At 47.1% G+C, this 20,973-nt stretch carries 17 protein-coding genes; 7 read left to right on the top strand and 10 right to left on the bottom strand.

Annotated elements, in window-relative coordinates; all coding sequences use genetic code 11:
* Nucleotides 1-120 precede the first annotated feature (120 nt).
* Nucleotides 121-2,277, top strand: a complete 2,157-nt coding sequence (locus MKY92_RS04735; protein WP_339299418.1) for an alpha-amylase family glycosyl hydrolase — start codon at nucleotides 121-123, stop codon at nucleotides 2,275-2,277.
* Between the two features lie 156 nt (nucleotides 2,278-2,433).
* Here the strand turns inward: MKY92_RS04735 and MKY92_RS04730 are convergent, their stop codons facing one another.
* The 4 genes from MKY92_RS04730 to MKY92_RS04715 all read right to left on the bottom strand — a co-directional run bounded on the left by MKY92_RS04730 (nucleotide 2,434) and on the right by MKY92_RS04715 (nucleotide 7,603).
* Nucleotides 2,434-3,720: an MFS transporter gene (locus MKY92_RS04730; protein WP_339299417.1), complete on the bottom strand. Its 1,287-nt coding sequence runs from the start codon at nucleotides 3,718-3,720 to the stop codon at nucleotides 2,434-2,436.
* 148 nt (nucleotides 3,721-3,868) lie between these two features.
* Entirely contained in the window at nucleotides 3,869-4,705 is an 837-nt protein-coding gene (locus tag MKY92_RS04725) for a sugar ABC transporter permease (protein WP_017690474.1), read from the bottom strand.
* Complete coding sequence (locus tag MKY92_RS04720; RefSeq protein WP_336758888.1) at nucleotides 4,702-6,057, bottom strand: ABC transporter permease subunit; 1,356 nt, start codon at nucleotides 6,055-6,057, stop codon at nucleotides 4,702-4,704. The genes MKY92_RS04725 and MKY92_RS04720 overlap by 4 nt, the downstream gene beginning before the upstream one ends.
* A gap of 259 nt (nucleotides 6,058-6,316) precedes the next feature.
* A complete protein-coding gene (locus MKY92_RS04715; protein WP_339299414.1) occupies nucleotides 6,317-7,603 on the bottom strand; it encodes a maltose ABC transporter substrate-binding protein in 1,287 nt (428 codons plus the stop codon).
* Nucleotides 7,604-8,048: 445 nt separating this feature from the next.
* Between MKY92_RS04715 and MKY92_RS04710 the strand changes: the two genes are divergently transcribed.
* Nucleotides 8,049-9,083, top strand: coding sequence for a LacI family DNA-binding transcriptional regulator (locus MKY92_RS04710; RefSeq protein ID WP_339182229.1), 1,035 nt, complete (start codon nucleotides 8,049-8,051; stop codon nucleotides 9,081-9,083).
* A gap of 172 nt (nucleotides 9,084-9,255) precedes the next feature.
* On the opposite strand, the gene MKY92_RS04705 is transcribed toward MKY92_RS04710, so the two are convergent.
* Nucleotides 9,256-10,014: an SDR family oxidoreductase gene (locus tag MKY92_RS04705; RefSeq protein WP_339299412.1), complete on the bottom strand. Its 759-nt coding sequence runs from the start codon at nucleotides 10,012-10,014 to the stop codon at nucleotides 9,256-9,258.
* A 192-nt stretch (nucleotides 10,015-10,206) separates the two neighbouring features.
* Here MKY92_RS04705 and MKY92_RS04700 point away from each other — a divergent pair, with 192 nt between their 5' ends.
* Together MKY92_RS04700 and MKY92_RS04695 are read left to right on the top strand one after the other, a co-directional pair.
* A complete protein-coding gene (locus MKY92_RS04700; RefSeq protein WP_339299410.1) occupies nucleotides 10,207-10,800 on the top strand; it encodes a TetR/AcrR family transcriptional regulator in 594 nt (197 codons plus the stop codon).
* 181 nt (nucleotides 10,801-10,981) lie between these two features.
* Nucleotides 10,982-11,497, top strand: a complete 516-nt coding sequence (locus tag MKY92_RS04695) for a hypothetical protein (RefSeq protein WP_339299408.1) — start codon at nucleotides 10,982-10,984, stop codon at nucleotides 11,495-11,497.
* A 122-nt stretch (nucleotides 11,498-11,619) separates the two neighbouring features.
* Here MKY92_RS04695 and MKY92_RS04690 read toward each other — a convergent pair whose 3' ends face one another.
* The 3 genes from MKY92_RS04690 to MKY92_RS04680 are packed head-to-tail and all read right to left on the bottom strand — an operon-like array spanning nucleotide 11,620 to nucleotide 15,212.
* Complete coding sequence (locus MKY92_RS04690) at nucleotides 11,620-12,759, bottom strand: toxic anion resistance protein (RefSeq protein ID WP_339299406.1); 1,140 nt, start codon at nucleotides 12,757-12,759, stop codon at nucleotides 11,620-11,622.
* A gap of 20 nt (nucleotides 12,760-12,779) precedes the next feature.
* Nucleotides 12,780-14,468 (bottom strand): VWA domain-containing protein, encoded by a 1,689-nt coding sequence (locus MKY92_RS04685; RefSeq protein WP_339299404.1) that lies wholly within the window; start codon nucleotides 14,466-14,468, stop codon nucleotides 12,780-12,782.
* Between the two features lie 12 nt (nucleotides 14,469-14,480).
* Nucleotides 14,481-15,212, bottom strand: a complete 732-nt coding sequence (locus tag MKY92_RS04680) for a hypothetical protein (RefSeq protein WP_339301682.1) — start codon at nucleotides 15,210-15,212, stop codon at nucleotides 14,481-14,483.
* 381 nt (nucleotides 15,213-15,593) lie between these two features.
* Here MKY92_RS04680 and MKY92_RS04675 point away from each other — a divergent pair, with 381 nt between their 5' ends.
* Together MKY92_RS04675 and MKY92_RS04670 are read left to right on the top strand one after the other, a co-directional pair.
* On the top strand, nucleotides 15,594-16,193 hold the full coding sequence (locus MKY92_RS04675; RefSeq protein ID WP_339299402.1) for a sigma-70 family RNA polymerase sigma factor: 600 nt from the start codon (nucleotides 15,594-15,596) through the stop codon (nucleotides 16,191-16,193).
* Nucleotides 16,144-17,106, top strand: coding sequence for a DUF4367 domain-containing protein (locus MKY92_RS04670; protein ID WP_339299400.1), 963 nt, complete (start codon nucleotides 16,144-16,146; stop codon nucleotides 17,104-17,106). The genes MKY92_RS04675 and MKY92_RS04670 overlap by 50 nt, the downstream gene beginning before the upstream one ends.
* A 92-nt stretch (nucleotides 17,107-17,198) precedes the next feature.
* Here the strand turns inward: MKY92_RS04670 and MKY92_RS04665 are convergent, their stop codons facing one another.
* Together MKY92_RS04665 and MKY92_RS04660 are read right to left on the bottom strand one after the other, a co-directional pair.
* The gene (locus tag MKY92_RS04665; protein WP_339299399.1) at nucleotides 17,199-17,669 is read right to left on the bottom strand and encodes a Uma2 family endonuclease; all 471 of its coding nucleotides are present in this window, start codon (nucleotides 17,667-17,669) and stop codon (nucleotides 17,199-17,201) included.
* An 8-nt stretch (nucleotides 17,670-17,677) separates the two neighbouring features.
* The gene (locus MKY92_RS04660; RefSeq protein ID WP_339299398.1) at nucleotides 17,678-19,999 is read right to left on the bottom strand and encodes a beta-L-arabinofuranosidase domain-containing protein; all 2,322 of its coding nucleotides are present in this window, start codon (nucleotides 19,997-19,999) and stop codon (nucleotides 17,678-17,680) included.
* 182 nt (nucleotides 20,000-20,181) lie between these two features.
* Between MKY92_RS04660 and MKY92_RS04655 the strand changes: the two genes are divergently transcribed.
* The gene (locus tag MKY92_RS04655; protein ID WP_339299397.1) at nucleotides 20,182-20,946 is read left to right on the top strand and encodes an AraC family transcriptional regulator; all 765 of its coding nucleotides are present in this window, start codon (nucleotides 20,182-20,184) and stop codon (nucleotides 20,944-20,946) included.
* The last annotated feature ends 27 nt before the right edge of the window (nucleotides 20,947-20,973 follow it).

Genomic DNA, 20,973 nt, shown 5'->3' with positions numbered 1-20,973 from the left:
CAAAAGGAGGGAAGTCTTCAATCCACTGCGTAACATTCTGTTGTATTGAAAGCGCTATTATTCAAGATCCAGGTTGGTTGTTTATCTAAACTACTACATTCACGAGAAGGGTGGATTACTATGTTTCAAATGGCCAAACGCGTACTCCTCAGCACAACACTGACACTCAGTTTACTTGCAGGGGGCGCACTTCCCTATCTGCCTGCTTCAGCGATCCATGCCGATGCGGATACCGCGGTTACCAACAAGCAGAACTTTAGTACAGATGTTATCTATCAGATCTTTACAGACCGGTTCCTGGACGGCAATCCTTCCAACAATCCTACCGGAGCTGCCTACGATGCCACTTGTAGTAACCTGAAGCTGTATTGTGGCGGCGACTGGCAGGGTTTGATTAACAAAATCAACGATAACTATTTTAGCGATCTGGGCGTTACGGCATTATGGATCTCCCAACCGGTCGAAAATATCTTTGCCACGATCAACTACGGCGGCGTGATCAACACAGCGTATCATGGCTACTGGGCACGTGATTTCAAGAAGACCAATCCGTATTTCGGAACAATGGCTGACTTTCAAAATCTGATTACGACTGCTCATGCCAAAGGCATCAAGATCGTAATTGACTTTGCACCAAACCACACGTCTCCTGCCATGGAAACCGATACGTCCTTTGCTGAGAATGGCAAGTTATATGATAACGGTAATCTTGTTGGCGGATACACGAATGATACGAATGGATATTTCCATCACAACGGCGGCTCCGACTTTTCCTCCCTGGAGAATGGAATCTACAAAAACCTCTACGACCTCGCTGACCTGAATCACAACAACAATACCATTGACCAATATTTCAAAGATGCAATCAAGCTCTGGCTTGATATGGGCGTGGACGGCATTCGTGTAGATGCGGTGAAACATATGCCTCTCGGCTGGCAAAAGAGTTGGATGTCCTCCATCTATGCACATAAACCTGTATTCACCTTTGGTGAATGGTTCCTGGGATCTGCTGCATCCGATGCGGATAACACGGAATTTGCCAACGAATCCGGGATGAGCCTGCTTGATTTCCGCTTTAACTCTGCCGTACGTGATGTCTTCCGGGATAACACGTCCAATATGTATGCTCTGGATTCGATGATTACAGGCACAGCGGCAGATTACAATCAGGTGAATGATCAAGTTACGTTCATCGACAACCATGATATGGATCGGTTCAAAACAAGTGCCGTCAACAACCGTCGTCTGGAACAAGCGCTGGCCTTCACGCTGACTTCACGCGGCGTACCTGCCATCTATTATGGTACCGAGCAGTATCTGACGGGTAACGGGGACCCTGATAATCGGGCCAAAATGCCTTCCTTCTCCAAAACAACCACTGCCTTCAACGTGATCAGCAAGCTGGCCCCTCTGCGCAAATCCAATCCGGCGATTGCCTATGGCTCCACTCAGCAACGCTGGATCAATAATGATGTGTACGTCTATGAGCGCAAATTTGGCAAAAGTGTAGCTGTTGTTGCGGTGAACCGTAATCTCTCCACACCAGCAAGCATTGCGAATCTAAGCACTTCACTGCCAACAGGCAACTACACCGATGTATTGGGCGGTGTACTGAACGGTAATAACATCACTTCCACCAATGGCAACGTCTCTTCCTTCACACTGGCAGCCGGTGCAACAGCGGTATGGCAATATACAACGAGCGAGACAACACCAACGATCGGACATGTAGGTCCGGTGATGGGCAAACCGGGTAATGTCGTTACGATTAGCGGACGCGGATTCGGTTCCACCAAAGGCACGGTATACTTCGGTACATCAGCCGTTACCGGTGCAGCCATTACATCCTGGGAAGATACACAGATTAAAGTTACGATCCCAGCTGTTGCCGCAGGCAATTATGCTGTAAAAGTAGCTGCGAATGGCGTCAACAGCAATGCGTATAACAACTTCACCATCCTTACGGGTGATCAGGTCACTGTACGATTTGTCATTAACAATGCATCCACCACACTGGGTCAGAACATCTATCTGGCAGGTAACGTGGCAGAACTGGGCAACTGGAGTACGGGTACAACAGCTATTGGCCCTGCCTTCAATCAGGTTATCCACGCCTACCCAACTTGGTACTATGATGTGAGCGTGCCTGCCGGGAAACAACTGGAGTTCAAATTCTTCAAGAAAAATGGTGCAACCATTACGTGGGAAGGTGGTTCCAACCACACGTTCACCACACCAACCAGCGGTACAGCGACTGTAAATGTAAACTGGCAATAGGATATTCAGTCCACAAGGTAACCCGGAGTTACGCTAACGCAGCGTATGCTCCGGGTTTTGCTGTACCTAGCGAGCTTGCTTAGATTGCTTCTATCCTCTCTCTGTTGAATGTGTACATGTGGGTTCAATTCATATCATTTTGATGTATCACACATGTCATTGATAGGTTCGGATCGACTTCAATGTTGTAGCGGCCAGAATACCTGTCGCCAGCAGTAATATACCCACGCCTTGCAGCACAGAAGCTGCGCCCCATTGATCTGCCAATACGGAGACTACCATCAATCCCAGAATAGGCGCTGTACTGGTGATTGTTCCAACCACGCCATAGACCCTTCCTTGCAGCTCGTCCGGAACGGCTGTCCTCAGCATAATCTGGGTGAGCATCGTACAGCAGGCGAACATCGCACCTCCGCCCACGATGAACGGCAACGCCAAGATTGGTGAGGATACATTCGCCAAAAAAATATAAAGCGGTCCCAACACAATCAGACCGATAAACACCCATCTCCCTCTTCGCTTCAATCGCTTTCCCGAAGCAATCAACAATGCAGAGCCAATCATGTATCCGAGTGGAATACAGGTTTCGATTAATCCAAACTGTACCGGATTTGCCTCCCATACCTTGACCGCCATCACTTGAACCAGCATCATCGCAGACATGAAAAACAAAATCAGCACGGGATTGAGCAATACGATGGATCGAATCAGACGATTCCGATAAATGTAGCCAAACGAACTGCGCCACTCCTGAGCAAACGTGGTCTGCTGACTAACGGATCGCTGTACCTCAGGAAAGCGGCCCGCCATCAGCACACAGACTGCGGACAACAGAAAGGTTGCCCCTGTAATTAATATGGCAACGAATCCGCCAAATGCAGCAACAGCAACTCCCGCCGCCGCTAGTCCGCTGATTCGGGCAAGATTATCCACCATATGAATGGTTCCCGTCGCTTGTTGAATATGCTCCCTGCCCACCATACTTGCTACAGAGGCGTGGAATGCAGGGGCCTGAAACAGGCTTGAAAACATGGAGAGTGAGAGCAACAGAAGCACCACCGGAAACGGAGCATGCCAACCGAACAGGCTAATCGCAATCATTATAGCCATTACGCCCCGAAATACATCCGAGGCCAGCATCAGCTTCCTGCGATCCAATCGGTCTGCAACCGTACCCGCCACCGATCCAAACAGAAAGCTGACGGCCATATTGCAGATCTGTACGGCCGCCATGCTCTTTGCACTGCCTGTGGTCTGTAACACCCACAGGCTGATCGCAATCCCATTGAAGCAATCCCCGAAGACCGAGATCCCGTAGCCGTACAATATCCTCCGAAAGGTAACATTACGCCAAAGTGTTGGTGGAGCTATAGTATTATGCAATGCAGCTTGTCCATCTTGGTATCCCATAACCTCGGGCTCACTGGACGGGTTCATGCCCATATATCAGTTTCCTCCCTAATCATCATTCGAGCCCATGCAGAATCAGGCACTTCCGCTGCAGTGCCAGTCGATAAAGACATGACATCACGGAAGTGCCTGGTTAAAGTGCCGCAGGGATCGCGGCTGACTATGCTGTTATGGCACGGTATTACCCCTTCGAAGCTCCTGCCGTCAGACCCTGAACAAGGAATCGTTGCAGGAAAACGAACAGCAGTGTAATTGGAATCGCGATCAGTACCGCACCCGCAGCGAACATCGTAAAGTTACTGTCCTGATAACGGTTGACCAGATCCCACATACCCACCGCAAGCGTCCAGTTCTCCTTTGTCCGCAGCACCAGCCGGGCGAAGATAAAGTCCATCCAAGCACCCGTGAAGCTGGTCAGCGCCACATAAGTAAGCATCGGCTTGGATAAGGGCAGGATGATGCTGGTGAATACCCGCAGGTGACTCGCACCATCCATGCGCGCCGCTTCGTCCAGGCTGCGCGGGATGGTGTCAAAGAAACCTTTGACGATAAATCCGCCCAGTACCGCTCCTGATGAATACACCAGAATGAGCGCAGCGTGGGTGTCGAGCAATTTAATTTGCAGCAAAATGATATAGATGGCAATCATGCTCATGAAACTCGGGAACATGCCGAGGATTAGCATGGTGGAGAGAATCGTTTTACGTCCACGGAAGCGGAAGCGGGACAAGGCATACATCCCAAGTGTCACCATCAACGTGGAGAAGATCATTGTGAAAAAGGCAATTTTCAGCGTATTCATATACCATCTGCCGTACATAAAGGACGGGTTATTGAACAGCTCCCCGTAATGGGTCAACGTGAAAGCTTCCGGCCATAACCGTTCACTAAACAATGCCGCACCGGGTCTCAGGGAAGAGAGAAAGATCCAGAGTACCGGATAGATGGAGACAACGGCGATGATCAGCAACAGCACATAACTCAGGGCCAAACGCAGCGGATTATTACGTGTCTTCATTGAATCATGTCCTCCTCCTTGAATGATTTGGAGCGGCGGAAGTTCCAGATAGAGAATGAAGCGATAATAAGGAAGATGATAATGCCTACCGCTGAAGCCATGTTGAATTTGTTATTGTCGAGTGTGAGCTTGTAGAGCCAGGTCACCAGCAGGTCGGTTGCCCCTGCGTATTGATAGTCTCCCCGCAGTGGATTTCCATTGGTCAGCAGGAAGATGACGTTGAAGTTGTTGAAGTTTCCGGCGAACTGCATGATGAGTACCGGAGTTGTGGCAAAAAGAATGAACGGCATGGTAATGATCCTGAACTTCTGAAACGCAGATGCTCCGTCCACTTCGGCAGCCTCGTAAAGATCACGAGGGATGGCTGTCAATACACCCAGAATCAGTACCATACTGACCGGAATACCAATCCACATGTTGACAACAATGACGGTAACTTTAGCCCAGAACGGATCTGTCAGCCAAGGTAATCCCTCCAGCCCAAATGCTCTCATGTACGTATTGATCGGACCAAACTGACCATTGAACAGATTACGCATGAGCAGCAAGGAGATGATCTGTGGGATCGCATAAGGCAAAATAAAAATCGTCCGCCACAGCTTTTTGAAGCGTATGCCCCGCTGTTCAATCAACAGTGCCACAAGCACTCCGCCAAAATAGGTGGTGACTGTCGCCAGAATGGCCCAGATGACCGTCCAGGTCAGAACGCCGTAGAATGTCTGACTCCAGGATTTCAGCTGGATCAGATCACTGAACGTCTTGAAGCCTACCCAGTCCACGAGTTTGGCTGGCGGAATATGATCCGGGGCCGAATAGTTGGTAAACGCGATCGTGATCGTAAACAGGATGGGCATAACGGTGAAGAAAAGAATGCCCAATGCCGGGATGGACAGGAACAGATACGGAAAGTTTTTGTCCATCATGTTCCGAAGCGAAGCCGCTGCCCCCAGGGTCTGCTTGCCTTCCTCCCTCGCAAGTCCCGTGACATACGCATCCCGAATATTCAGAATGTAGATCAGGATAAACACAAAAAACACCAGTAATACGATAATGCCATCAAGCAGTAAAAAGATGGAATGGTCTCCCCTTTGAAGTACAGTGGACCCATTCACTTTGACAAAACGCTGTGTATTTTCCCCCAGTGTCCATATGCCCCACACGGCCTGTGACAGGCGAGGAAGCAGGTACGCAAGCCCTGCTCCCTCCAGTAACAGTAGACAAATCCCCTTAATCCATTGTCGATTGTACAGCTGTCCAAGACCTTGCAGTATGATGGAACATATGGCCGCTGTCATCCGATGCTGTCTTTCCGTGTTCGGTCCAACAGGCACCGGGACATGCTGCTGTTGCATTCGCTCTCTCCTCCCCGCCTATCGCTAACCTGTATGAATTGAACAATAGTGTACTTACACTGACCACTCCGATGACAGAATAAGCTTCCGATCGCTGTTATCCCCAGATTTTTTCGATCCCTTTTACCAAAGGGGAAAATCCGGGGATAAAGGCGAGCGTTTCACTTCTTCAGCTTCCTTCTGCCCTCTCCGTTTTTGTGTAAATATTAAGTTCAATCTATACAATTCTTATGCATATCTTCGCATTCGTCGTTCGTCCCTATTGGACGGTAGCAAGGCTCTCCTGGATCTGCTTCACAGCATTGTCCAGTGATGCCTTCACGTCCTTTTCGGTATCCCAGATATCCGTAATGGCCGACGTGATCGGTCCCCATACGCTGTCCATGGCAGGAAGCGAAGGCATTGGCGTAGAGTTGTTGAACTGTTCCAGGAACGCCTTATTGATCGGGTCCCCCTGCAACTTCGGATCAGCAGCTACGTTTTTGTTCGCAGGAAGTGTGCCGTTCAGGTCAAAGTTCTCCATCTGGGCCTCTTCATTGGAAAGGAACGCTGCCAAGAGCTTCGACGCATTCGGGTATTGTGTAAATGCATTCACATAATAGGCTTTAACACCTGAGAAGGAGGTCATCGGTTTGCCATCGATTGCCGGAAGCGGAGCAACGCCAAAATCAATACCTGCATTGCGATAATCGGCAATGGTCCACGGACCATTAATGTCCATAGCGAGTTTTCCGCTGGAGAATAATCCTTTTTTGATATCATAGTTCACGTCACCCATCTTGAGCGGCAGTACTTCCGACTTCAGCGTCTGCAAGAACTGTCCACCTTTCTGGGCTCCTTCGTTATTCAGACCGAGATCCGCGCTATCCATTCCGTTGTCTCCAAAAATATAACCGCCCTGCGAAGCCAAAAATGCATAGTTATAATAAAATTGCTGCAATTCCCACATCAGCGCATACTGATTGGACTTCACATTATTGAATGTCTTGGCGAAACTAATAATCTCATCAAAGTTTTTCGGAGCTTCCGGATAGAGTGCCTTGTTATAGAAAAGAGCGTAGGTCTCTACGCTGTACGGATAGCCGTACAGGATATCCTTGAACGTCACTGCCTTCAGCGCGTTGTCGCTGGTGTTCTCTACGGTTTCTGCTTCGAATATGTCATTGGGCAGAATAAGTCCCGCCTCTGAAGCGCTACCAATCTTATCATGCGGGAAAACAACCACATCTGCCGCCAGACCCGCTGGACCATCCGTCGTCAGCTTGGTTACCTGATCGGTTGGAGGTAATTCCTCCATTTTGACCGTTACCCCATATTTTTCTTCGAATTTTTTGACCCTTTGCTCAATAAAGCTGCTTTGATTTTTATCCTCCCAGATCACCAGAGTTGCCCCTTCTTCCGGTTGAAGGTTCTCGGCTGTCAGCTCTACAACTTCCTCCGGATTCTCACCTGCCGTTGTTGGAGATGGACTTCCGCCTCCAGCCCCGCACGCAGCCAGTGTAAAAGCCATCATGACGGACAATGTTGCCCCTTGCCATTTTCTCATGTAAAATGTCCCCTTCCCTCTGCTTGGTCCAACAAAGTTCGCGCTTTTCACCCTTTTGTCTGCGTATGTTGTCAGGTTCTGCACCCCATATCCCCTTTTGTACAAACGTTTGCTCAAATGGAAGACAAGATGACCTCTCCGTTCAATATGTAGGGGTAAACAAGTCAAGAAGTATGTAAATCCACTGATGTAAGCGCTACAATAACAATCACATCATACAATAACAAACTTTATTTGCACAAACGTTTGCACAAGCCATATTTGCTCAATTTTAACCATTTTCTTTCTTCTACCTACAGTAATTTCCTGTTTCCTTGTTCTGACTCTTTCTTCCTTAATTTTGCTTCATGAGTATCCCTTACTCGGCAGTTAGCAATTGATTTCTCGTATCCTTTGGATTACCATAGGAGAATATTTATACGATTGTTCAGAAGGGATTTTTTACATGATTACGATCAAGGATATTGCCAAATTGGCGGGTGTTTCCCCTTCTACAGTGTCACGGGTGATTTCCAACCATCCCAGAATCAGCACCAAGACATCTCTCAAAGTGAAGCAAATCATGAAAGAATTAAACTACCATCCCAACATCATCGCGAAGAGCCTGGTTTCCAAAACAACACATACCCTTGGCATTATGCTTCCGCGTCCTGCAGAAGAGTTGTTTCAGAATTACTTTTTCGGGGAACTGCTGCGAGGTATTATTACACATGCCACCCGTATGAATTATGAATTGCTGCTAACAACCGAAACATCATCAGACAATGAACTACATGCGATATCTCGCCTTGTTCATGGCCGTAGAGTGGATGGCATTCTACTGCTTGGGTCCAAACGAGACGATCCCATCATTTCTTTTTTGGAAGCGGAAAAGTTTCCTTTTGTGTTAATCGGTCGCAGTGAAGCTCATCCAAATGCCCCCATGGTGGATAACGATAATGTGCAGACCGCTTATGATGCGACTCATCATCTGATCGCTCAGGGCCATACTCGAATCGGATTTGTCAGCGGTCCTCCGGACATTACGTTATCGCATGATCGCATGTTAGGATACCAAAAAGCGCTTGCCCACGCCGGGCTGGATGCGGATAGTGACTGGATTGTGGAAGGCGAATTTCTGCAGGAGAGTGGATTTAGAGCGATGTCGCTGTTCATGTCCTTGCCGGACAGACCCACCGCAATTGTTGTCATCGATGACAATGTGGCCTTCGGGGTATTGAGAGCTCTTGCGGAGCTTCATTATCTGGTGCCTGAAGATATCAGTGTGGTCAGTTTTAACAATATTGCATTATCGGAACTGGCTTCTCCACCCCTAAGCTCTATCGACATCGGGACTTATCAGCTTGGTTATACAGCCGTTCAGGTACTGTTAAAAATTCTTAGTGGGGAACCACAGCTTCATAATCCGGTCATTATCCCCCATCGTCTGATCGTGCGCGAATCCTCACTCTTTTCCAAGCCAAAGCCACCCTTAGATTGATTCATTTCGAGTATTCGCGTAGTAATGCAAACGTTTGTCCTACACGGAATACGATGCTGTTATCCACCGTACGTAGGTGCATAGGTGCAAAAAAAGAAGCCGCATATACTCATGCGGCTTCCTTAATTCACACACTATTTCTGTACTCCATGCTCGACTGCACTTGAATGGATTAATAAGAGCTCCAGCCAGCATCTGCCGTAACGACAGTTCCGTTCACGAAGCTGGACTCGTCTGATCCAAGGAACAAAGCCACTTTGGCGATCTCTTCGCTCGTCCCAATGCGTGGGTTAATTGCCATCCCGAGCTGTTGCCGCCCTGCACCGAAATGGCTAATACCTGTCATGGAGGAGCTGATATTGGTTGCCACAGCGCCTGGAGCGATCGCATTACAGCGAATGCCTTGCTCAGCATACATGTACCCTGTATTTTTGGTGAAGCCCACAACCGCATGTTTGGACGCCGTATAGGCTGCCCCTGCACGTCCGCCATGTAGGCCCCCTGCCGAAGCAATGTTCACAATGATACCTTTTTGTTTTTCCAGGAAAATCGGCAATACTTTACGCGTTGTCCGCATCACACTGGTTGTGTTCACAGCGAACAATCTCTCCCACTTCTCATCCGTTACATCTGCTGCCGGCTCCATGCCATCCATAATTCCCGCATTGTTAACCAGAATATCTACTGTACCGTATGTGCTAACTGTGGTATCGATCAGACTTTGCACATCTTCTTCTTTGGCTACATTGGCCAGAACGACAATTGCTTCTCCGCCCTGTGCTTTAATATCATTAACTACCGCTTGTGCGGATTCTTCGTTAATATCCGATACGACGACTTTCGCGCCTTCTTGAGCATACAACGTGGCAATTGCTTTCCCCATACCTGAACCAGCACCTGTAACAACTGCAACTTTATCTTGAAGTTTCATTCCATGTATCCTCCTTTGTGTATTCGTTTACAATAAGTTAACAAACAAATGTTCATTAACTCTTATCCTTAGTATAATAAGTCATAGCGTTTTACTTCAATCAGTAAAAGCTTGCCCAGTTGTACGTTAAACAACACTTACAAGCCTGAATGTACTTTAACTAATAAAATGAACTCGCGAGGAGGAAAATAGATGTCTGAAACTCTGAATTCGATGGACCGAAGAATTAAAAAATCAAAAGCTGCACTGAAGGATGCACTCATCCACTTGATGCAAAAACATCCCTTTAAAGAAATTTCGATTACGGATATTGTGCAGCGAGCCGACCTGAATCGGGGAACTTTCTACAGACATTATCAGTACAAGGAAGACCTGTTCAATGAGATCATCAATGATGTGATTCAGGATCTGGTGACTTCTTTTCGTAAACCCTATCAGGATGAGGAAGAGTTCCAAGTCAATCTGATGCCCTCTTCGGCGATCACTATATTTGAGCATGTGCACCAACATGCACAATTCTACACATTGGTTGTGAAATCTGAGGCCTCCTCCAACTTCCAGCGTATGATCTGTGATGTTCTTCGGGATCTGGCCTTACAGGATCTGAACCACATCTTCCCGCAGCACATCAACCATGAAATATTGGCAAGCTACCAATCTCATGCGATATTCGGCATGATCATGGAGTGGATCAGACAAGATTTCAAGCACAGCCCCGCTTACATGGCCGAGGAGTTGTTCAAGATCATCCATTACAAGCCGGATAATGTCGTGTTGAGAAACTGAAATTCTGAATCGTCTCATTTTCCCTATAGCAGGATGATTTAGAGTGATTTTAAGAAAACTTCACCACCAAAATTATGTAAATGCATTCCTGTAATTTCTGGTATTTATATGTTAGGTTATCCAATGGACTACAAACAAAAGGAGGATGACATTACATTTGAAGAAGTCGTGGATTATATCATTGATTACCAGTTTTATTTTGCTTGGCGGAGTGCTTCTCTCTCCAGCCACTTCTGCTGATGCAGCCAAAGTAGCAACCTCTACATATTCAGATTTAGATCAGAGTTATGCAGAATTTAAAGAGTACACTAATCAGTTATTTGCTCTTGAAACTTATGAGGCCAAGGCCTTCACAGCTTTGGAAAGCATCGACACCCAAGTAACTTCAACCAATCGCAAGTCCATGTATCTTAAACTTACGAATACAGTGATCCCCAATTATACTAAATTGGTATCCAAGGCAAAACAAATCAAGCCTACCAACCCGCAAATCAAGAAAATCCACGCCACATTTGTTAAGGCAAGCTACACTCAGCTCGAAGGATACCTGTTGTACCAAAAGGCAGTATCCAAGAACAAAGTGAATTACACGTTACTAAAACAGGGTAATGCCAAAGTAAACACCGCTAGTGTTCTAATGGATCAATGCGAACAACAGTTATACGCTTATGCAAGAAGCTTGGGGTATGACAGTTAGTAATAATCTTCATAGAAGCCCAGAAAGCGCCCATTCCCCATGCTTAATGAGGAACGGTCGCTTTTTCTAATTATAGAAATAAAGATAACAATTTAATGCGTATTTATTTCTCTCTTTTCTGATTACAGCCCCAGCTTCTGCCCTTTCTCTAATCGCTGAATCTGCTGCTCGCCGGTATCCGCAAGTTCACGGAACTGGTTAATCGTCTCACGCATTCTTGGCAGAGCTTCCTGCTTATAAAGACTGATTGAATCGAGTGCTGACAACACATCGGTAAACGCCTGTTTCATCGTATCCACGGAGATGCTGGCTTCATACGCCTGCTTCTGAATGGCAATCCCCTGATCCTTGAGCATCTTGGATGTTCCGGCGATCAGATCGTTGGTTGTCTGGTTCAGCAATTCAATCTTCTGCAATACAATCTTCTGATTATACAAAGCACTCGCTACTGTAACGGCAATCTTCAATGCCGAGATCGTTACATTCTTTGCCCGGTCTACCCCTCGGATCAGTTCCTTGTTGTTGCGGATCACCACTTCGATCGCCATGATGCCCTGCTGGTTAACAACCAACATCTGCTGCAGATCCATGACCCGCTGACGGAGCGGGAACAATACTTCTTCCGTAATAAAACGAACTTTCTCGGGGTCTTCATTGCGGATCTTAGCCGCTTCAATCTGGCCATCGATGGATTCATCCATGAGTACACCAAGCTGGATTTCCTTTTGCAATCGTTTGGTAAGTTCCCGCAGGTTCTGCTGTTCAATCTCCAGCGTTGTATTATCGTTACGGAGGGTGGATCTGCCCTTATCCAAAGAGGTTACGATGTCAGCGATGACTGCGTCAGCCTTCTGGTATTTCAGGAAATAAGCGCGAAGCGGATTGAACAATTTCCCGAGGAAACCAGTCTTGGCAAAGTCGACCACGCTTGGGTCGAGATCCTTCAGTTGCATATGCAGCTCGGTCAAACCTTTGGCGACCTGACCGCCCTCGTCTCCCGTCTTGGACAGATGTCCAACGGAGACTTGAAGCAAAGCGTTTTTCTCAGAAGAGGATCTCATCGTGTTCATGCCAAAACCGTCAATGGATTGCAGAATTTCTTTGCGCTTCTCCAGGGATTCGAGATCCAGTGTCATGATCATCTCTACGTTGGCATTGGCCACTTGTTGAAGCTCCGCGACCTCGGCGGGCACGGGTTTCACCTCTTCTTCAATCACCTTCTGAATTTCCTTCTGGCTTGGTATTTCCATTGAAAATGACATCTACATTTCCCCCTTTAAATTTACATCTGGACGTTAAACAGGTTTCCGATCTTGTACACGACATCGTCGGTATCGGCATTGATGCTTGCTGCTTCGTTAATGCTGGAGATGCTCTCCAAAGCCTTGATGTCCGCGTTGTATCCAATCGTATAGATTGGTACTTTGTACGTCTCGACCAGATCCCGGATATCCTTGAGGGTATGACCTTCGTTGGTCTCTCCATCACTCAGGACAAAAATCAACGGCTTCACGTTTGGATTAGCAGCCATATAATCTTCCAGCATCTTCATTGCTACCACGATCCCGTCAAAGGTCGCTGTACCGCCGCCAGCTTGCAGACTATCAACTGTTCCGACAAACATGGACTGCTGGTTCGTATCATACTTGGCAATCGGCAGATTCACGGTTACCCCGCTGGAGTAAGAAACCAGGCCAATACTGTTCTCGGTGCCCAGGTACTTCTGACCTTTGCGCAAAGACTCCTTCAGTCGGTTAAGCGGTTCGCCGTCCATACTTCCGGACACGTCTGTCACGAACACAGCGGCAATCGGTTTGCTGCCATTCTTCTTCTCTTTCCATACTTTCTGTGCAGACAGCAACGTGCCGCCATCCACGGTAGCCAGTTCGGATTTGTAATCCTGTAGCCCGTTGAAACCAAACTCCTCCGCCGATTGTTGGTACTTCGCCTGGGTTACGAATTCCGCAAACTTTTGGATGATCTCCTGTTTGTTCTGCGGCAATTGTCCCAATGCATACAGCGGGCTGTCATGTCTCACGCCAAATGGTGTAAAGACGTATCCACTCTTCAGCTCAGCGGTATTCACATACGTCTGGTATTCGAGTACAAAGGCATCCAGTCTGCCTGATTGGGCAGCTTCCCGCATCTGAATCGTTGTCGACGCTGTAAACGGTACATTCGTCTGGAATTTTTCGAACCCTTCAATAGCCTTCTCGCCAAGCGGGTTGGCGTTGTCATACGTATTCAGTGCGGTCACCAGGAAATTCAGTCCTGTGGAGCTGGCAAATGGATCGGTATATCCCATCGCGAGTTCATTGTTGGCAATGGCTTCGGTTACGGTTTTTACATTAACGGAGCCATACGTATCAACCAGTGCATCATATTTGGCTTTGGAGATCACAATACCCGGAACATTCCCGACCAGTCGCTCGGATACCATCTCGGTCTTCACTCCACTGGCCTCAACCATTTCGCCCCACAGTTCATTGGAAGGTGTGAATGCATCCGGCATATACTTGCCCGACTTGATATAATCGGTAGCCGTACCGGAGGCAATGTTGCGAATTTTGACCGACACCTGTTTGCCACCAACGGTAATATTGGCTTTGTTGAACTCCTCACCCACCTCGGTTAACCAGCCGTCTACCCCGCTGCCCGACTTCTCTGTGGAAGAGAAGATTTCGACGTAATCATTTGTTGTATTCTCTACGGCAATTGCAAATTTGGAGATATCCGGCAGTGATTCTGCCACATCGACCGGGTCGAGATCAATCTGTCCTTTGACCGGTTCCGCCGTTGCTGGTGCAATGTCCGTATACAGTTTCCCCAGTTCCTTACCTGCATTCTCTGTGCTCACCTGTGTGGTCGACTTGCCAAAGTTCGACGTCAGTGTAATCCCTGCATAGACCAGACCAAATACAAGTACCAGCATTACAATCGATATGAAAAAAAACTTTCCCTTCTTGGCCATACGAGCAACCCCTCACTGTCTGTATAATTTGGTGTGCTTGATTAACTGATCAATCTCCTGCATACAAGGCATCTGTTCAATATCTCCGGCTTCAAAGCTGTCGAGGCGTGAAATCTCCAGTAACAACTGATCGAGCTTGAGCAAAATCTCTTCATTGGTGTGTAATGCATTTTTCACATAAGACAGATAATCGTTGTATACCTTGGTTTTTTCCTGAAAAAGCTTCTGGGGAAGTGTGGAGGATTTGGATTTCATCATGTTGGCATAGTCAGCTTCATCAAATACATTCAACCGGTTCAGCACACTGCGAATGTTCAGGTACAACAGCTTCTCCACTTCCAGTGTGACCGAAGCAAATTTCTTGTAGCTCAGTTCTCCTGGATCAAACCGTTGATGAAGCACATTCAGGAGGGTTTCTTTTTTCTTTTTCATTCGACTAAGTTGGGACAGCCCCAGCGTAATATCTTCTTCGAGCACTTTGATGCGTCTATAAAAAGATAAGGCTTCCACATAATCTTCATGCGTTTCAATATGCTTTACGGGCAGGACTACCGGTTGTCTGAACAGCAAGGTGTAACTCCCATATAAGAGTGCCATTGCACTACCGAACAGAAGGGTAACGGATAGCGCAGTTGTGAATGCACCCTCATCGAAGTTCAGCCCGATAAAGCCGGGTGAGAATGCCAAAACATTCACAGCCACAATACCGAGGATTAATCCCAACAATTTTATGTACTTGATCATGTTCAATCATCCGACCTCCTTTCATGTTATATATTGGTGCTTGATGTCGTAATTTTCCTGTTCAACTTATTCTTATTGTACATGATGTTAACGCTCTCAGGTGGATAACATTGGATATTGGGATACTCATAATATACGTGGTTTGGGCTTATCCCATTTCATATTTTCAGGGACAACGTAGAACCGATTTTGTAACCTCTGGAAATTGATCCGTTTATGTGGAACCATCGGTGGGAGAAAAAGAAAAGTTATCCGGTAATACGTGAAAATTTGGCGGGCGTGTCATTTTTCATACAGCTGTATCTATCTATTTATACTCAACTGTCACATTCGCTGATAGGTGATACGTAGTAAGGAGTGTAAGGGGGTGAAACTAAACCAATGGATTATTCATACATACATCAGATCGTTGTTGAGGTGCTAAAAGGGCGGACAGAGAAATTCGAGATCATTGTGCAACGATATGAAAAACCGATCTTTCGCTACTGTTATCACATGCTGGGACACCGCACAGAGGCTGAGGACAGTGGGCAAGAGGTATTTCTCAAAGCCTATCGCTCACTTGACAAGTTTAAACCCGACCTGTCCCTGGAAGCCTGGCTATACAAAATCGCCTATAACCAGTGCATTGATGTCATACGCAAACGAAAGCTAACAAGATACCTTCCCCTCTTCTACCGCAAAGATCAGGAGAATGCACATGTGGATCTGGCAATTGAAGCGAACTATTTCGATGAATATGTGCTGAAGGCGATGTCGAGATTATCCGCTGAGGAACGCAATCTGTTGATTCTAAGATGTGTGGAGGATAAAAGCTATGAGGAGATTAGTCAGATTCTTCATCGGAACAGTCCAAGTCTGCGGAAAAAATATGAGCGTACCGCAGCCAAATTCCGTACCTATTACGCACTGGCGAAAGGAGATGATCCCCGTGAAAACGGAGTACAACAACGATCAGGATCTGAGAGAACTTTTTCATAACACACCGAATTTCAAGACGGATCTGACGAGTAGCGTGATGCACAGGCTACAATCTGAATCCAAACCAAAAGAGAGATTCTACGTGAAATATAAAGTGAGTTTATTGGTGCTGGCTGGCATGCTGCTGACGGTATCGTCTGGTTTTGCAGCAGTGAAGTATCATTCATTGAAGAACAGTCATGGAGAGGTCGTCTATCAGGAAAAATCAATATCAGAGGCTCCTGCTATAGCCAATTATTCAGACGAAGAACGCAAGCGGATCAGCATAGCAAATCAGGCTTATGATAAGTTGGATAAAGGAACCGCCATGCTCATTTATGTCGCATCACACAACCCTGACCATCAATTGGATATGCGTTTTACCCCTTTTATTTTCCAAAATGCAGCAGACCTCCGTGAAAAGGTTAACAGCTCAGATATTAAGCTATTGGATAAAATCGAAGGGGATTACACGTTTGAATGGGCCGAAGCCTTCATGTCACCGATCACGGATTTGAAACCCCTGACCTCGGAAGAAGAGGCCGATATTGCAGAGAAACTACGCCAGAAAGCCCTGGCGTCCAATGCGGACTATGCAATGATGCCGATTGAATTCGCTGACGATTTCCGCCATATCCGCAGCTTTTACAAGCAGGGGGATAAAAAAATAGCGGTGACGACTGTAAATTACGGTGTAGGACATGGAACAGCTACCTCCTACTGGGACGATCAACTTGATCTGATCAAAGAAAAGTTTACCGTGAAGGGCACTGAAATGATCTTTACAAAGGACTCTGATGGCTCTCCTTCAGGAATAAACTGGGTGGACCAGGATGCAAAAACAGGTCAGACCTATGGATATACCGTCTCCGTGTGGGAGGGCCATGTCACGGAACAAGAGCTGCTTAACCTGGTGAAGATGTATCTTAATTAATGTTCAACTTCGTTAACGGTGATGTTTCCTCCAAAAGCATATCACAACAAAAGCTTGCCCCTCATCAATCGAGGGACAAGCTTTTGATCTGTTTATATATTAATGTCGTGCGAGCTTAACCTGAACAAATGCTGAAGCGGAACCTCCAGTTCAGGATACAACACGGATTGAATCGTTTCCTGCTCTGTATATAGATGACGGGTCTGGTAACTGCCATCCTCCAGCGTGTACACATGGACGGTTTGATTGCCGGGGTCAACAATCCAGTATTCGGTCACACCATATTTCTGATACAAGTTAAATTTTTCGTTAAAATCCTTTAACGCTGTCGAAGGCGATAACACCTCGATAATTAGAGAAGGTGCACCGTGACAGCCACTTTTGGATATCTGGTCTTTGGAGCACACCACCGATAGATCAGGCTGTACAACTTGATCTGGTAGGTCATATTGTTCATTTTCGCTAAAATACACATCAAAAGGGGCAACAAACACGAAACATTTCCGATTCTGAAAGAAAGTCCGCAAAGAGAAGTGCAGCTCACCCACAATAAACTGGTGCATGCCTCTTATTACGAAAAGATGGATTCCGGTTTACTTCGAGTGGTACGTACCTCTACAACTTTTCCGGCACAGCCATTGTCGCCCTTCGCCTGGAACATTACCGTAACGCTGTCTTTACCTGATGTAACCGCCTCAGGAATATCATAGGTCACATAGAACACGTCGCCAATTTTATTCATGTGAATTCGCTGCTCACCAATGAGTGTTCCATCCACGGTAATGGCGAATTGTCTGTCATATAACGCACCTTCCCGTTTAAACGCGGAATGATCTCCGCCCCAATAGGCCACACATAGATAATTGGTTGCTTCACGATCCACTGCCAGTTGGTAACTGAAGTAAGCCCCACTGACGCCAAAAGCCTCTCGCCACATATGCAGCTTTTTACGGCCATCTGTGGTTGAACCGTTGTGGTGCTCACCACGGCAGTTGCTATCCAGTTGATGTCCAATCTCATCCTGCTGACCATCCGCCTGAACCCTGTCGATCGTGATATCGTTCAACTCTTTCTCCAGCGCATCACCTTCATCGTTAAACGGCCAATAAACGGTATAAAATTCATGATGCACATCATAGAAAGGAATGAGCTTCACGGCTTCGCCCGTGGAAGTGACATCCTTACTAAGTTCAAAAGTTAACGTATCTGCATCCACAACCTTGATCCACTCTCGTACATCCTCCTGCTCTGTCCAGATCACAGGTACAGGTGCAGTCTTGGGATTCAGCGCTGTTTCGTCCACAATCGTATCCTCGGGAAGACCCTCGCTTCCTAGTGCACCAGCGAGTACTATTGGGCCGTACAGGAATGCCACCTTGTGGGCATCATCCCGGGAAGTGTACTGGCGGAGCGACATCGGCAGTGTGATTGTGATGACATCGCCCGTTGTCCATGTACGGTCGATGGAAAGATAGCCTGGTTCCATCCGTGTATACGGATTATCCGTATCCCCGTTGACGGTTGCCGTCATTGGCTGTTGCAGCCATGAGGGCACACGTAATCTTAGATGAGCCGAGGCGTTGCCTCCGGTGATCGTCAGGGTTACCTTTTCCGAATAAGGAAAGTCGGTTTCAAGCTTCAGGGATAATCCCTGTGACGCCCAATCCAATTGGGAAGCGATATACAGGTTGACGTACAGGTCCTGTTCATCCTCAAAATAGATCGCCTCGGCATATTTGCCCGGGTTCTCCATGCCTGATCCTGTGCAGCACCACCAGGCGGTGTCGTGAGTTCCATAGATTTTGTAGTGGCCTTGCAGCGTTGATGCAAAATACGTTTTGTTCCCCGTATCGGGGTCCTGCGTGCCGAGGATGTGATTATAGATGGCGTTTTCATAATAGTCCATGTAGGCACTATCGTGATTCCAGGCGAAGAGTTGCTTGGTAAGGTGCAACATGTTGTGAGTACAGCAGCTCTCTCCTGTTTTGATGCCAAGACTCTCCATACCCTTTGCTTCGTAATGCTCCGAAATGCTCGTCGCGCCAAAGACGTAGGAACGATGATGCACCGTGGTGTTCCAGAAAAACTCTGCCGCTGTCCGATAACTCTCATGAGTATGGTCCTGATTGTAGATTTCGGCTGCACCGATCACTTTGGGAATCTGAGTATTGGCGTGTTTGCCTTGAAGATCGTCCTGCATGTGTTCCAAGGGTCTCAGGATCAATTGATGGGTAAACTTATTGGCGATCTCAAGGTATAAGGCTTTGCCCGTGATCCCATACAAATGTGCAAAGACTTCATTCATGCCCCCATGCTCACTTTGAAGCATCGACTGCATCTGTTCTTCGGTCATCGGCAGCAGGCCCTCTACAGCCCAGTCCGCAAATCGCGTGACCACCTCAAGTGCCTGCTGATTCCCCGTTAGTTTATAAGCGTCAATTAGACCGCGGTAGATTTTGTGTACGCTGTACCAAGGCACCCAGTAATCCCCAATGTTGAAGCCACCAATATTTTCAGCTCGAAAAGCCATATGGAAAGGTTCTTCGGATAAACCTCCGATATAACCGCTGCCCGTTGTCTGTTGGATTCTCGCCAGTTCGGTAACCGCATAATCCAGTCTTTCTTTTAACGTGATATTCCCGGTTGCCTGATACGTCACAGCCAGGGCAGACAGATAATGTCCGAGGGAATGTCCACTGATGGTACGTGCCTCCCAACCCGCGTAACGCTCTTTTTGGGCCGGTAACCCATGTGCTTCGAAGCATGGAGCCAGGAATCGATCCATATCCAGCGATAACAGGTAACGCTCCCCCACCTCTTGTGATGTTTGGAACACACCATTTAACAGATCTACATGTTCCGGTCCCAGAAATCCTTTTTTCGTATCGATCATTACACTCACTCCTTCTCGGGATGTAATAGATATCCATTCATTCTTAAGGGGCAAAATCCGTGTTCTGTTCCATATGACTAATACTCATCAATCTACTGTAGAGCTTGAATATCCCCATACTATCAAATAAAATACAATTACATCAGACTCATAATCCAAGAAAAGGTGGATAAATCCGTCCTATGCAAAAGCCACTGGAACATTACCTGTGCGGCAAGTTCATATCCGAAGGCAACTGGAGCCACATGAGACGCAGCATGCCCGTTCACGAGATCATTTTGATGCTGGAAGGTGTGATGTACATCGCGGAAGAAGAGGAACAATATGTCGTTCGTGCCAACGATCTGTTGTTTCTGCGCGCCGGTCGAACCCATTACGGCTACCAGATCAGCGATGCCCCCGTCAGCTTCTACTGGGTTCACTATGATGCCATGTCGGCAGAATTCAACCAGTTTAGGACACACGCCACCATTCAGGTGCCTTCCATGGCCAATCAGTTATTCAAGCAATTGCTGCATGTGTCATCCTTCTCACCGGAGGAAGCCAACGCTGCTTTGTTATTGTTGTTCAGAGAACTGGAGCGGAATATAGAGGCGGATTATCGCCCGCACAATGCGATTGTGGACCATATCTGCAAGTGGGTCGATATTCATCTGCATACAAACATCACGGTGAGTCAGATTGCGGAAAATTTTAATTTTAACAAAGACTATATCTCCAAAATGGTGAAACGTGAGAAAGGTACTGGTCTCAAAACCTATATCCTCACAGAACGTATTCGCCGGGCAAAACAGTTGCTGCTCAACACCAATGCCAGTGTAAAAGAAATCTCCGGACAGTGCGGCTTCTCCGACTACAAGCTATTCCTGCGCATGTTCAAGCAATACGAAGGCAATACGCCAACCGAATATCGCAATCATCTGTATTCCACACAGCTCAATCGCTGATATGTTTTGATCTATAGAAATGATTGA

Origin of the sequence: Paenibacillus sp. FSL R5-0623 (assembly GCF_037974265.1) — a bacterium.
GTDB lineage: Bacteria > Bacillota > Bacilli > Paenibacillales > Paenibacillaceae > Paenibacillus.
This window is presented reverse-complemented; position numbering and strand designations above follow the sequence as displayed.